Source organism: Acidimangrovimonas sediminis (assembly GCF_002871005.1).
Taxonomy (GTDB): domain Bacteria; phylum Pseudomonadota; class Alphaproteobacteria; order Rhodobacterales; family Rhodobacteraceae; genus Acidimangrovimonas; species Acidimangrovimonas sediminis.
In genome coordinates this window covers 231,797-244,102 of the sequence record NZ_PHSN01000004.1, presented here as the reverse complement: position 1 = coordinate 244,102, position 12,306 = coordinate 231,797, and the positions used below count along the sequence as shown (strand labels likewise).

General features: G+C 68.5%; 14 protein-coding genes. 4 read left to right on the top strand and 10 right to left on the bottom strand.

Annotated features, from left to right (window positions below; all coding sequences use genetic code 11):
- Nucleotide 1: 1 nt before the first annotated feature.
- A complete protein-coding gene (locus tag CVV76_RS03375; RefSeq protein WP_102223209.1) occupies nucleotides 2–1,075 on the top strand; it encodes an acyl-CoA dehydrogenase family protein in 1,074 nt (357 codons plus the stop codon).
- A 172-nt stretch (nucleotides 1,076–1,247) separates the two neighbouring features.
- Here the strand turns inward: CVV76_RS03375 and CVV76_RS03370 are convergent, their stop codons facing one another.
- From CVV76_RS03370 to CVV76_RS03335, 8 genes are all read right to left on the bottom strand, one after another.
- Complete coding sequence (locus tag CVV76_RS03370; RefSeq protein WP_102223208.1) at nucleotides 1,248–1,661, bottom strand: PaaI family thioesterase; 414 nt, start codon at nucleotides 1,659–1,661, stop codon at nucleotides 1,248–1,250.
- Nucleotides 1,662–1,683: 22 nt separating this feature from the next.
- Nucleotides 1,684–2,493, bottom strand: a complete 810-nt coding sequence (locus tag CVV76_RS03365; protein ID WP_102223207.1) for an IclR family transcriptional regulator — start codon at nucleotides 2,491–2,493, stop codon at nucleotides 1,684–1,686.
- Nucleotides 2,490–3,266 (bottom strand): SDR family NAD(P)-dependent oxidoreductase, encoded by a 777-nt coding sequence (locus CVV76_RS03360; RefSeq protein ID WP_233192699.1) that lies wholly within the window; start codon nucleotides 3,264–3,266, stop codon nucleotides 2,490–2,492. The genes CVV76_RS03365 and CVV76_RS03360 overlap by 4 nt, the downstream gene beginning before the upstream one ends.
- Nucleotides 3,259–4,290: a phosphotransferase family protein gene (locus tag CVV76_RS03355; protein ID WP_102223205.1), complete on the bottom strand. Its 1,032-nt coding sequence runs from the start codon at nucleotides 4,288–4,290 to the stop codon at nucleotides 3,259–3,261. Before CVV76_RS03355 ends, CVV76_RS03360 begins: the two co-directional genes overlap by 8 nt.
- Nucleotides 4,291–4,298: 8 nt before the next feature.
- Nucleotides 4,299–4,973: a histidine phosphatase family protein gene (locus CVV76_RS03350; RefSeq protein ID WP_102223204.1), complete on the bottom strand. Its 675-nt coding sequence runs from the start codon at nucleotides 4,971–4,973 to the stop codon at nucleotides 4,299–4,301.
- Nucleotides 4,970–6,205, bottom strand: a complete 1,236-nt coding sequence (locus CVV76_RS03345; protein ID WP_102223203.1) for an acyl-CoA dehydrogenase family protein — start codon at nucleotides 6,203–6,205, stop codon at nucleotides 4,970–4,972. The genes CVV76_RS03350 and CVV76_RS03345 overlap by 4 nt, the downstream gene beginning before the upstream one ends.
- A 30-nt stretch (nucleotides 6,206–6,235) precedes the next feature.
- On the bottom strand, nucleotides 6,236–7,054 hold the full coding sequence (locus CVV76_RS03340; RefSeq protein ID WP_102223202.1) for an SDR family oxidoreductase: 819 nt from the start codon (nucleotides 7,052–7,054) through the stop codon (nucleotides 6,236–6,238).
- Between the two features lie 105 nt (nucleotides 7,055–7,159).
- Nucleotides 7,160–8,791 carry a long-chain-fatty-acid--CoA ligase gene (locus CVV76_RS03335; protein WP_102223201.1) on the bottom strand — a complete coding sequence of 544 codons (1,632 nt, stop codon included), beginning with the start codon at nucleotides 8,789–8,791 and terminating at the stop codon, nucleotides 7,160–7,162.
- 123 nt (nucleotides 8,792–8,914) lie between these two features.
- Here CVV76_RS03335 and CVV76_RS03330 point away from each other — a divergent pair, with 123 nt between their 5' ends.
- On the top strand, nucleotides 8,915–9,679 hold the full coding sequence (locus CVV76_RS03330) for an SDR family NAD(P)-dependent oxidoreductase (RefSeq protein ID WP_102223200.1): 765 nt from the start codon (nucleotides 8,915–8,917) through the stop codon (nucleotides 9,677–9,679).
- A gap of 24 nt (nucleotides 9,680–9,703) precedes the next feature.
- On the opposite strand, the gene modA is transcribed toward CVV76_RS03330, so the two are convergent.
- Both modA and CVV76_RS03320 read right to left on the bottom strand, forming a co-directional pair.
- Nucleotides 9,704–10,501, bottom strand: a complete 798-nt coding sequence (modA, locus tag CVV76_RS03325) for a molybdate ABC transporter substrate-binding protein (protein ID WP_158243090.1) — start codon at nucleotides 10,499–10,501, stop codon at nucleotides 9,704–9,706.
- A gap of 173 nt (nucleotides 10,502–10,674) precedes the next feature.
- On the bottom strand, nucleotides 10,675–11,100 hold the full coding sequence (locus CVV76_RS03320) for a SufE family protein (RefSeq protein ID WP_102223198.1): 426 nt from the start codon (nucleotides 11,098–11,100) through the stop codon (nucleotides 10,675–10,677).
- A gap of 227 nt (nucleotides 11,101–11,327) precedes the next feature.
- On the opposite strand from CVV76_RS03320, the gene CVV76_RS03315 reads away from it, so the two are divergent.
- On the top strand, nucleotides 11,328–11,804 hold the full coding sequence (locus CVV76_RS03315; protein ID WP_102223197.1) for a hypothetical protein: 477 nt from the start codon (nucleotides 11,328–11,330) through the stop codon (nucleotides 11,802–11,804).
- A gap of 7 nt (nucleotides 11,805–11,811) precedes the next feature.
- Nucleotides 11,812–12,249 carry a type II 3-dehydroquinate dehydratase gene (aroQ, locus tag CVV76_RS03310; RefSeq protein ID WP_102223196.1) on the top strand — a complete coding sequence of 146 codons (438 nt, stop codon included), beginning with the start codon at nucleotides 11,812–11,814 and terminating at the stop codon, nucleotides 12,247–12,249.
- Nucleotides 12,250–12,306: the final 57 nt, after the last annotated feature.

The window sequence follows — 12,306 nt, the reverse complement described above, 5'->3', positions numbered from 1 at the left end:
CATGGATTTCGATCAGACCGAAGACAGGCGCATGCTGGCGGAGACGCTGAACCGCTTTCTCGCCGACCGCTACGACATCGCCACCCGCAACACGGTCGCCTATGACGCGCCCTGGCATTCGCCCGACCTCTGGGCGCAGATGGCCGAGCTGGGGATCCTGCACGCGCTGGCGGACGAGGACCACGGCGGCATGGGCGGCACGGGGTTCGACATCACCACGGTGTTCGAGGAGCTTGGCCGCGCGCTCTGCCCCGAGCCGGTGCTGGGCGCGCTGATGGGGCTGCGCCTGCTGTCGGCCGCGGGCGCAGAGACCGAGGCGGTGCTGGAGGGCACCGAGCGCCTGGCCGTGGCCATCGCCGAACCGGAGGCGCCCTGGGGCCTCGACCACCTCGAGACCCGCGCGTCGAAGGCGGGCGACGGCTGGGCGCTCACCGGGCGCAAGTCGGTGGTCTACGGCGGACCCTCGGCCACGCGCTTTCTCGTGGCGGCGCTGGAGGGCGATATGCTCGGCCTCTACGAGGTCGCGGCGGGCGATGCCCGGATCACCCCCTACGGCATGGTCGAGGGCGGCGGCGCGGCGGAGCTGTTCCTTGACGCGAGCCCGGCGAAACGCCTGATCCCCGACGCCCGGACCGCCCTTCAGGATGCGCTGAACGCGGGCATGATCGCGCTCTGCGCCGAGGCGGTGGGCGTGGCCGAGCGGATGAAGGAGATGTTGCTGGAACACCTCAAGACCCGCACCCAGTTCGGCCGCACCATCGGCTCCTTCCAGGCGCTGCAGCACCGGACGGTGGACCTGGTGACCGAGATCGAACAGATGCGATCGATCACCATCCTTGCCGCCGATGCCCTGGGCGGGCCGGAGGCCGACCGCAAGGCGGCCATGGCCAAGAACCTGATCGGCCGCGCCGGTCGCCTGATGTCGGAGGAGACGATGCAGATGCACGGCGGCATCGGCGTGACCTGGGAGGCGGCAGTGTCGCATTACGCAAAGCGCATCGTGATGATCGACGCGCAGCTGGGCGACACGGATTACTGCCTGTCACAGGTCATGGAAGGGTTGCAGGTGGCCTGACCCGCGGGGATTTTCCCGACGGCGAGGGCATCCGCGGGGGTTTCACACCCCCGCACCCGCCGCATCCGCGGGGGTTTCACACCCCCGCACCCCCGTGGGATATTTTCGAGCAGAAAGTGGGGATGCGGGGCGCCTGTGCCCGGGTGTCCGGACGGCGCCTCAGGACGGGGCGTCAGGACGCTTTGCGGTAGCGGAAGGCGCCGGTGCCGCGGGCGCAGAGCGTGCCGAGCTCGTCGCGGATCTCGGACTCGGCGAAGAAGGTCGAGCGGCCGCCGCCGATACGCCGGCCCTCGGCGATCAGGCGCATGCCTTCGGGGCGGGCGAGGAAGCTGGTGTTGAGCGTCAGCGTCATCCCCAAAAGGCGGTTCTCCGGGTCGCCGGTATAGCAGCCGGCAAAGCCCATCACGGTGTCGAGCAGCGTGGCGTAGATGCCGCCGTGCGGGATGCCGTAGCGGTTCATCAGGTAGGGTTCGAGCGGCTGCTCGAACCGCGCCCAGTCGGGTTTCCAACCGGTGATGCGAAAGCCGAGGTGGGATTGCAGCGCATAGGCATCTTCGATCAGCGCAGGGTCGAGGTCGTCGGTCATCTTGGATCCTTCGGAGGAGGTGTCAGGCATTGCGGCTGAGCGTCGCGGCGGCCGCCTTGAGCCGGTCGCCGTAATCGCCGATCAGTTCCTCGGGCGTGACCAGGAAGGCCGGGCCACCCACGTTCATGCCGTAGATCCGGTCGCCGTCGAGCGACACCACGGGCACCGCGATGCCGTGGACATGGGCGTGCCAGTCGCCGAAGGCGGTGACGAAACCGTAGCGCGCGTAATCGGCCTCGGCGCGCGCCAGGCTTTCGCGGATCTTCGGCGCGTCGCCCGGCGCTTCCTGCGTCGCGAGATAGACCATGTGGGCGCGCTCGCGCTCCGGCATGGCGACAAGGATCGCCCGCCCGATTGCCGAGTGAAAGAGCGGCAGCCTTGCCCCCACGCTCATCGACAGCGCGACCGCCTGGTGCGAGCGGCTGACCGCCATGTAGACCACCTTGAGGCGGTGCCGTTCCCCCAGCGCCGCGGTGATGTGGGGATTCGGCCCTTCGCAGAGCGCGCGCATCTCCTCGGCCGCGCGTTCGCCGATCTCCATCCCCGCCAGCACGCCGTAGCCCAGAGACAGAACCCCCGCGCCCAGCCGGTAGGTGCCGGTCCGCTCCGAATGCACGAGATAGCCGAGCTTCTTGAGCGTGTAGGTCAGCCGGGTCACCGTGGGTTTGGGCAGCCCGGTCCGCTGCGCGATGTCCTGGTTGGTCAGCGTGGTCTCATTCGGTCGGAAGCAGCGCAGCACCTCGAGCCCGCGGGCCAGCGCGGTGACGAAGGCCCGGTCCTCGCCCTGGGCGTCCTCCGCCGCACCGCCTTGCGGGTCGTTCCCGTCACTCATACCGCGCTCAGCCCTCCGTCGATCGAGACCGCCTGCCCGGTCATGAAACTGTTTTCCGGCGCACAGATCCAGAGCATGGCCTGCACCACCTCCTCGGGCCGCGCCACCCGCCCCATCGGAACCCGCGCGGCGATCCGCCCATAGGCCTCGTCGCGCGAAGCATTGTGGCGGGCGGCGACCTGATCGGCCATCGCATCGAAGAGCGGCGTCGTCGCGAAGGACGGGCAGAGCGCGTTGACGCGGATCCCCCGGGTCGCCATCTCGTCCGCCGCGGCGCGGGTCAGACCCACCACCGCGTGCTTCGAGGCCGCATAGGCCGCAAGGTGCCCCGCGCCGACCAGCCCCGCCGCGGACGCCACGTTGAGGATGGCGCCGCCCGTCCCCAGCATCGCCGGGATCTGCAGCCGCATGCCGAGGAAGACCCCGCGCGCATTGATCGCCATGACGCAGTCGAACTCCGCCGGTTCGATGCGGGAGAGCGGCATCAGCTCATGCCCGACGCCGGCATTGTTGATCGCCACGTCGAGCCGCCCGAAGCGCGCCCGGATCGCCGCGGCATGATCGGCCTGCTGGTCCGCATCCGACACGTCCAGCGCGGCGAAGAGATGGTCGCCGCCCAGCTCCTCCACCAGCGGGGCAAGGCGGTCGGCGTCGATATCCGACAGCGCGAGCCGCGCGCCCTCGGCCGCGAAGCGACGGGCCGCCAGCGCGCCGAAGCCCGAGGCCGCCCCGGTGATCTGCACCACCTTGCCGCTATAGCGCCTGTCAGACACTTTTCGCCGCCTCCAGCCCGCCTTCTGCGAATTGCGGGACATAAGCCCCTATCTTCAATGCTCTCTCGGGGCTGGAGGCATTGCCGTCAAGGGCCCTTTTCTTGACCCCCTGAAGGATCGCCGCCATCCGGAAGGCGCAGAAGGCAAGGTAGAAGCCGAACCTCGGGATGCCGGGAATTCCCATCCGTTCGCAATAGCTTGCGATGAAGGCCTCATCCGACGGCAGCCCCAGCGCGCGACGATCCAGCCCGGCCAGCCCGCGCCCCTCGCGCCCCGGCGGGCGCTGCCATTGCATGATGACCGAGGCGAGGTCGGCGAAGGGATGGCCGGTGGTCGAAAGCTCCCAGTCCAGCACCGCGAGGCAGGCCGGCCCCTCGCGGGAAAACAGCATGTTGTCAATGCGATAATCGCCATGGACGAGGGTGCGGCGGCCGTCGTCCTCGGGCGCGTTTGCGTCGAGCCAGGCGATCAGCTCGTCCATGGCGGGGATCGCCTCGGTCTCGGAGGCGCGGTACTGCTTGGTCCAGCGATCGATCTGTCGCCGGTAATAGCTGCCTTCCGGGCCATAGTCGTCCAGCCCCGTAAGTTTCAGATCCACCTTGTGAATCGCTGCCAGGACCCGGTTCATCTCGGCGAAGATTGCGGCGCGGTCGGCGGGCTCCATGCCGGGCAGCGACGGGTCGTCGAAATTGCGGCCGTCAACCCATTCCATGATGTAGAAGGCCGAGCCGATGACGCTGTCGTCCTCGCACAGAAGGTGCATCTTCGCGACGGGCACCTCGGTCTCCGCCAGCGCGCGCTGAACGCGAAACTCCCGATCCACCGCATGGGCGGATTTCAACAGCTTTCCCGGGGGTTTGCGGCGAAGAACGTATGCGGCGTCGGAGGTCTGGAGACGAAAGGTCGGATTCGATTGTCCCGTATCGAACTTCTGTGCGGTGACTGGGCCGCGGAACCCGGGCAGATGGCCCTCCAGCCAGTGCGAAACGGCGACGAGATCAAGGGATTGCGTGTCCGTCATCATGCGTTCTCTCAGCTGTAGGTCAGAAGATGCCCGGTCTCTTGCAGAATATGCGGTGTCTCGTTGAACCCGGTGAGGTAGGTCCGCGTCCGACCGCTGCGGAAGCGCGTCACCGCGCAATTGCGGATCTGCAGTTGCAGATGGATCATCTGCGCCGCGGGGGCCTCCATCGCCTCGGCCACCATCCGGCCGATCGCCCCGCCGGAGGAGACGGCGAGCGCGATAGCCCCCTTTTCCGAACCCGCAGACAGGATCGCGTCGCGGGCCGCACGCACCCGGGTGGCGAAGGCGTCCCAGCTTTCCGGCGGATCGGCGATCTCGTCACGCTGCCAGGCCAGCACGGTGTCGCGCAGCATGCGGAAATGCGTGGCCCGGTCGTCATGCAGACCCGCCGGCCGGTCCCTGTCGCGAAACCGTGCCTCGAGCAGGCCGGTAAAGTCGAACTCGTTCAATCCCGGGTGGATGGAGGGCGAAGTTGCATCGATCCCCAACCCCTCGGCGATGCCTTCCAGCGTCTCCCGGTGCCGCCGCTGCGCCCCGATCCACAGGCTGTCGGGCCGCAGCCCCTGCGCCTTCAGCGCCCGGCCCAGGGCGCGGGACTGCTCATGCCCTAGGGGCGAAAGCACATCGTAATCCGCGGCCCCGAACGAGGCCTGGCCATGGCGTATGAGGACCAGCTCGGTCACTGGCGGTCGTTGGTGTAGCGCTTCAGTTCCGCCCGCGCGACCTGCCGGCGGTGCACCGCGTCTGGGCCGTCGGCAAGCCGCAGGGTCCGCACATGCGTCCACATCGTGGCCAGCGGCGTGTCCTGGCTGATCCCCATCGCGCCATGGATCTGCATCGCCTCGTCGATCACCTTCAGCGCGGTCAGCGGCGCCACCACCTTGATCTGGCTGATCCAGGGCTGCGCCTCGCGCACACCGACCGTATCCATCATGTACGCGGCCTTGAGGCAGAGCAGCCGCGCCATCTCGATCTCCATCCGGGCGTTGGCGATTATGTCATAGTTTGCGCCAAGTTCCGCGATCTTCTTGCCAAAGGCCTCGCGGTTGAGCGAGCGCCGGCACATCAGTTCCAGCGCCTTCTCGGCCTGGCCGATGGCCCGCATGCAATGGTGGATCCGCCCCGGCCCGAGGCGCCCCTGCGCCACCTCGAAGCCGCGGCCCTCGCCCAGTACGAGGTCGGCCGCCGGAACCCGCACATCCGTCATGCGGATGTGCATATGGCCATGCGGCGCGTCATCCTCGCCGAAAACCTGCATCGGGCGCAGCACCTCGACCCCCTCGGTGCCCGCGGGCACCAGGAACATCGAATGCCGCCTGTGTTTCGGCCCCTCTGGGTCGGTGCAGGCCATCACGATGTAGATTGCGCAGCGCGGATCACCGGCGCCCGAGGCCCACCATTTCTCGCCGTTCAGGACCCAGTCATCGCCATCGCGCGTGGCCCGAAGCGCCATCTGCGTCGCATCCGACGAGGCGACGCCCGGCTCCGTCATCAGGTAGGCAGAGCGGATTTCGCCGCTGAGAAGCGGGGTTAGCCACCGATCCTTATGTGCCTGCGTGCCGTAACGCTCCAGCACCTCCATGTTGCCGGTATCGGGGGCGGAGCAGTTGAACACCTCGGCCGCGATCTTTTCCTTGCCCATTTCCTCGGCCAGGTAGGCGTATTCCACCGTGCTCAGGCCAAAGCCCTTCTCGCTGTCGGTCAGCCAGAAGTTCCACAGCCCCCGTTCGCGTGCCATGGCCTTCAGGGTGTCAAGGATCTCGAGCTGCCGCGCGGTATGCTTGAACCGGTCGCCCGAGGGATGCCGGCCGACCTCGGCCTCGAACTCGGCGCTCAGCGGCGCGATCTCGTCGCGCACCATCGCGCGGACGCCTGCGATCAGCGGTTTCACCCGGTCGCTCATTCCAAGATCCATTGCACCCTCCTACCCCTTGATTTCATGTATTTATTGCGCCGCTTCGAACAGCGGCGTCCCGGTGGTCACATTGACCCCGCCCGAGACAGGCAGCACTGCGCCGGTGACATAGGACCCGCCGCGACCGCACAGGAACAGAACGCAGCCGGCGATATCCTCTGGCCGGCCGACCCGGCCCATCGGCACCGTCTCCTCGACCTTGGCGCGCGTCTCGGGATCGGCGGTGGCGAAGGCGGTCATCTTCGAGGGGAACGGCCCCGGCGCCAGGGCATTCACCGTCACGTGGCGCGGGGCCAACTCCTGCCCCAGGATCCGCGTCAGGTGGTGCACCGCGGCCTTGGAGGCGGCATAGGAATAGGCGCGTCCACCCATCGGGATCTCTCCCATCACCGAGCCGAGGTTCACCACGCGCGCCGGATCGTCGGCGCTGGCGCCAGCCTCCAGCAGCGGCAGAAGCGCCTGCGTCAGCGTGAAAAGCCCGGTGACGTTGAGGTCGAGCACCTTGCCCCAGGCCTCGTGCGGGAAGTCTTCGAGCGGGGCGCCCCAGGACCGACCCGCGTTGTTCATCAGGATGTGCAGCCGGTCGGTGCGCGCGGCAACCTCGGCCGCAAGCGCCTTGACGCCCGCCTCGGTCGCGACGTCGCCGGCGAAGCCTTCGGCCGAACCGGGCGCGCCGAGGGCGTTGAGCTCCTCCGCGACGGCGGTACAGGCCTCGCCCTTGCGGCTGGCGATCAGGACGCGGGCCCCGGCCCGCACCAGCGCCTCGGCCGCCATCCGGCCGATGCCGGTGGCCCCGCCGGTGACCAGCGCCACCTTTCCCGGCAACGTGAACAGATCCTCGGGTGTCATGGGGCCTCCTCCTTTGCCCGCGTTCGCTATGCAGAATAGGGTTTCGCAATTCGCGGTCAACCCGCCGCGTCCACGCGGGACGCGGCGGCCGCCGTCGGGCGCTGTTCAGGCCGTGTCGGGCAGCTTGTAATCCGCGAACCTCTGCCGAAGCGTCAGCTTGGAGACCTTGCCGGTCGCGGTCAGCGGCAATGCCTCGACCACCTCCATCGCGTCGGGCAGCTGCCACTTCGCGAAGTGCGCCCCCATGCGGTCCTTGATCACGTCGAAATCCGGGGTCTTGCCCGTTTCGGGCACGACGATCAGCAGCGGGCGCTCGTCCCATTTCGGGTGTGGCACCGCGATCACCGCGCAATTGGCGACGTTCGGACAGGCCATCGCCACGTTTTCGAGGTCGATGGAGGAAATCCACTCGCCCCCCGACTTGATCAGGTCCTTCGAGCGGTCGGTCAGCGTCAGGAACCCGTCCGGGTCGATCGTCGCGATGTCGCCGGTGGCGAACCAGCCCTTTTCGTCGAACACCGCGCGATCGGCCTCGGGGTTGCGGAAATAGCCCGAGGTGACGGTGTTGCCGCGAACGTAGAGGATGCCGGCATGCTTGCCGTCCTGCGGCAGTTCCTCGCCGGCGTCGTCGACGATCTTGAGATCGACGCCAAACAGCTTGCGGCCCTGCTTGGCCTTCAGCCGCATCTTTTCATCCGGCGGGGCGGCGGCCAGATGCGCGGGCAGGTTGCCCTGCGTGCCCACCGGGCTCATCTCCGTCATTCCCCAAGCGTGACAGACATTTACGCCGCGTTCCTCGAACGCCTCGATCATCGCGCGCGGCGCGGCAGAGCCGCCGATCACAACGTCGCCGAAGCCCTCGGGCAACCGGCCACGCGCCTTGACCTCGGCCAGAAGTCCCATCCAGACCGTCGGCACGCCCCAGGCCGAGAACACCCGCTCTCCCTCCATCAGGTCGAACAGGCTGGCGCCGTCCAGATGCGGGCCCGGCATCACCAGCGTCGCCCCGGAAAGCGGCGCAGCATAGGGCAGACCCCAGGCGTTGACGTGGAACAGCGGCACCACCGGCAGGATCTTCGACCCGGGCTTCAGCGCCGCCGCCAACGACAGTGCCACGGCCATCGCATGCAGCACGGTGGAGCGGTGGGTATAAAGGGTGCCCTTGGGGTTGCCTGTCGTGCCCGAGGTATAGCACAGCCCCGAGGCGGTATCCTCCTCCAGTTCCGGCCAGGAATAGCTGTCCGTCCGCTGGTCGAGGATTTCCTCGTAACACAGGGCATCCAGGGTGTTTTCCGGCATATGCGCACGGTCTGTCATGATCACGTAGCGCAGATCCGCGGGAAGCTGGCCGCGCAGCGCCTCGACCATCGGCACGAAGGTGAGGTCGAGGAACAGAAGCCTGTCCTCGGCGTGATTGACGATATAGGCCAGCTGTTCCGCCGAGAGCCGGGGATTGATCGTGTGGCAGACCGCCCCCATGCCCGACACCGCGTAGTAAAGCTCCACATGCCGGTAGCCGTTCCAGGCCAGGGTCCCCACCCGGTCGCCGTCGCGCACCCCCAGCGCGGTCAGCGCATTGGCCAGCCGCCGGGTGCGCGCGGCGGTCTCGACATAGCTCTGACGGTGCAGATCGCCCTCGACCCGGGCCGAGACGATCTCGCCCTTCGGGTGGATCAGCGCCGCATATTCCAGGATGTCCGCAATCATGAGCGGACGGTTCATCATCTGGCCCTTCACGCCATCCTCCTCCCTTTCGCCCGGCTCCTCTTCCGGGGTTTTGCATTGCAAAACCTAGTTTCAGGCCGCTATCCCCTCAAGGTGGAATTGCACCGATGCGTGCTTGACCCTACGGGAGGAACCATGGACTTGTTCAACCTGGGCGGCAAGACCGCTCTGATCACCGGCTCGACCCGTGGCATCGGCCTTGCCATCGCGCGTGCCATGGCGGCGGCGGGGGCGCGGGTGGTGATCTCGTCGCGCAACGATGACGCCTGCCGCGCGGTCGCGGACGAGATCGCGGCGACCGGCGCCACCGCGGTCCCGATCGCCGCCAACATCTCGGACGACGCGGCGCTCGACGCGCTGGTCGACCGGACGGAGGAGGCCCTCGGCCCCATCGACATCCTGGTCTGCAACGCCGCGGTGAACCCCTATTACGGGCCCTTCCTCGAGACGCCGGACGATGCGTTCGACAAGACGATCCGGGTCAACATCCGCTCCAATATGCGGCTGGCGCGGCGTGTGATCCCGGGAATGCGCGCGGCGGGCGGGGGCGCGATCGTGGTGGTCTCGTCGATCGCCGCCTTCAAGGGCTCGGACGAGCTGGGGATGTATGCCCTCACCAAGGCGGCGGACACCCAGCTGGTGCGCAACCTTGCCGTCGCCCACGGCGCCGACAACATCCGCGTCAACGGCATAGCCCCCGCCATCGTGAAGACCGACTTCGCCCGCGCCCTGTGGGAGGATCCAGCCCGCGCGGAGCGCGCCGCGGCCAGCTATGCCCTCGGCCGGCTGGGAGAGCCCGACGACATCGCCGGCGCGGCGGTGTTCCTTGCTGCGCGGTCCGGGGCGTGGATGACGGGCCAGACGATGATCATCGACGGCGGCTGGTCGGTGAAGGGGTAAGGCCGGGCCACGCCCACCCGCCGCTCAGATCGCGCCGTAGCCGTAGGCGGCCATCACCTTGCGCGCCTGCGGCCCCTTCAGGAAATCCAGGAACCCGCGCGCGGCGGCATTGTTCCGGCCGTGCTTCAGCAGTGCGGCATCCTGGTGGATCGGCGCGTAATCGCTCGTCGGCACGACCCAGACCGCCCCGCCACGGGGCGCCTGCGGCCCCGTCAGCGCCGAATAGGCGACGAAGCCCAGCGACGCCTTGCCGGTGCGGACCATGGCGAGGGCCCCACCGACATCCGGCGCCTTCAGAAGCTTCGCGTCAAGCTTGCGCTCCAGCCCCAGCGCGTCGATCGCCTCGCGCGCCGCGGCGCCATAGGGGGTGAGGTCGGGATCGGCCATCGCGACATGCGCGATCTTCGGATCCATCATCAGCGCGGCAGGGTCGGTGATCTTCGTGCCGCGGGGATACCACAGGGCAAGCTTGCCCACCGCATAGGTGAAGCGGCTGTCCCGCACCACATAGCCGACGGTCGCCAGCTCCTCCGGCGTCAGCGCATCGTCCGAGAGCATGGCATCATAGGGCGCGCCCTTGATGATCCGGCTCTGCAGCGTCACGGTCGGCGCCACGGCGAGGCGGATGGTGTTGCCGCTGGCGGCCGCGTAGGCTTTTGCGATGGCGCGGGCGGGCGCGGCAAAGCTTGCCGCCACGCCGATCAGCGCCCCGGTGGTCCCGGCTGCCTCGGCGCGCCCCGGCAGGGCGAGGCCCGGACCCAGCGACAGCGCCAGGGCAGCGCCAAGCAATGTTCTGCGGCGGATCGGCATGGGCTTGCGCATGGGGGCGCTCCGTCTCCTGTTCCCGGGCCGGCGGCGCCGGCATACCGGCCGCCACCCGGCGGGGAGCATAGGCAAATCGCGTGCCCTGCGCCAAGGAGCCGGCTACAAATCCGCGTCAGCGGTCGGAGAGCCGGAGAGCAGCGAAATGTCGGGCGCCTGGGCGGCCCAGCGGCTCAGGCCGCCGCCTCGGCCGCGACCTTGCGGATCCGCTCCACCATCGCGCGCAGCCCGTTGGAGCGTTGCGAAGACAAGTGATCATGCAGCCCGAGGCGGCCCAGCTCCGCCGGCGCGTCGACGCGGCCCACCTCGTCCACGGTCAGCCCGGAATAGAGCGCGTGCAGCACCGCGATCAGGCCGTTCACGATCATCGCGTCGCTTTCGCCCTGGAAATCGAAGCTGGCACCGGGCCCCTGCCCCTCGATCCTCGGCAGGATCCAGACCTGGCTGGCGCAGCCGTCGACCTTGGTCGCGGGCACCTTCACCGCCGGGTCGAGCGGCGCCATCTCGCGGCCCAGCTCGATCACATGGCGGTAGCGGTCCTCCCAATCGTCAAGAAAGGCGAAAGTCTCGGCGATGTCCTCGAAAGCTGGGCTGGCCATGGGTCACTCCTTTTGCCTGCCTCACCTAGGGTGCCGGGCGCGGAAGGTCCAGAGCCCGGGGCACGCGGAAACCGCCCGCGCTCCTGTTGGCCGGGTGTCGCGCGTGTGATCGCCGCCCGCGGCACATCACGGCAACCGACACCGGACCCGACACGGGGCGCTTTTCAAAGCCGCCGCTTTCGGCTACCCGTAGGCACGAAGAACGAGGCAAGGATCGGGGCGTAGGAATGAGAAGACCGCTGGTTGCCGCATTGGCGGGTGTATTGCTGGTCAGCGCCTGCGGAAGCTTTTCGTCGCGCATCAACCCTTTCAACTGGGGCCGCCACGCAAGCGCGCCGCAGGAGGACACGCTGACCCCCAAGGGCGGCTATCCCGCGATGGAGCCGACGGGGCCGCTGGTCCCCAAGGTGACCGCGCTCAAGGTCGAACGGACGCCGACCGGCGCGATCGTCCGCGCCACCGGCCTGCCGCCATACCAAGGCTACTGGGACGGCTCCCTCGCTGCCACCAACGACGGCGAGCCGGATCAGAACGGCGTGATGACCTACCGCTTCATCCTGAAGCCGCCGCCCGCCCCGACCAACGCCTCGACCGCCGCCTCGCGCGAGGTGTCGGTGGGGGCCTACCTGAGTGCGTCGAAGCTGCGCCGGATTCGCCAGATCGTGGTCGAGGCGCAGTCGAACCGCATGACGGCCCGGCGCTGAGGCCGTCATGGCGCGCGACGTCCTGATCCTCAACGGTCCGAATCTGAACATGCTGGGCACCCGGCAGCCCGAGGTCTACGGCGCCGAGACGCTGGATGATGTCGCCCGGTCCTGCGCCGGGCTGGCCGCCGAGCTGGGCCTGACCACCGAGTTCCGCCAGACCAACCATGAGGGCGAGCTGGTGACCTGGGTGCAGGAGGCCCGCAAGGGCGCCGAAGCGATCGTGATCAACCCGGCAGCCTATACCCACACCTCGGTCGCGCTGCTCGACGCGCTGCTGGCGTTCGAGGGTGTGGTGATCGAGGTACATATCTCGAACATCCACAAGCGCGAGGCCTTCCGGCATCATTCCTACGTCTCGTCGCGCGCCGATGCGGTGATCGCGGGATGCGGGACCGAGGGCTACCTGCTGGCGCTGCGCCGGGTGGCGACGCTTCTGGGCTGACGGCAGGCGCGGTTTCGCCCCCCCTTACCAACTGCATCCGCGGGGGTTCCACACCCC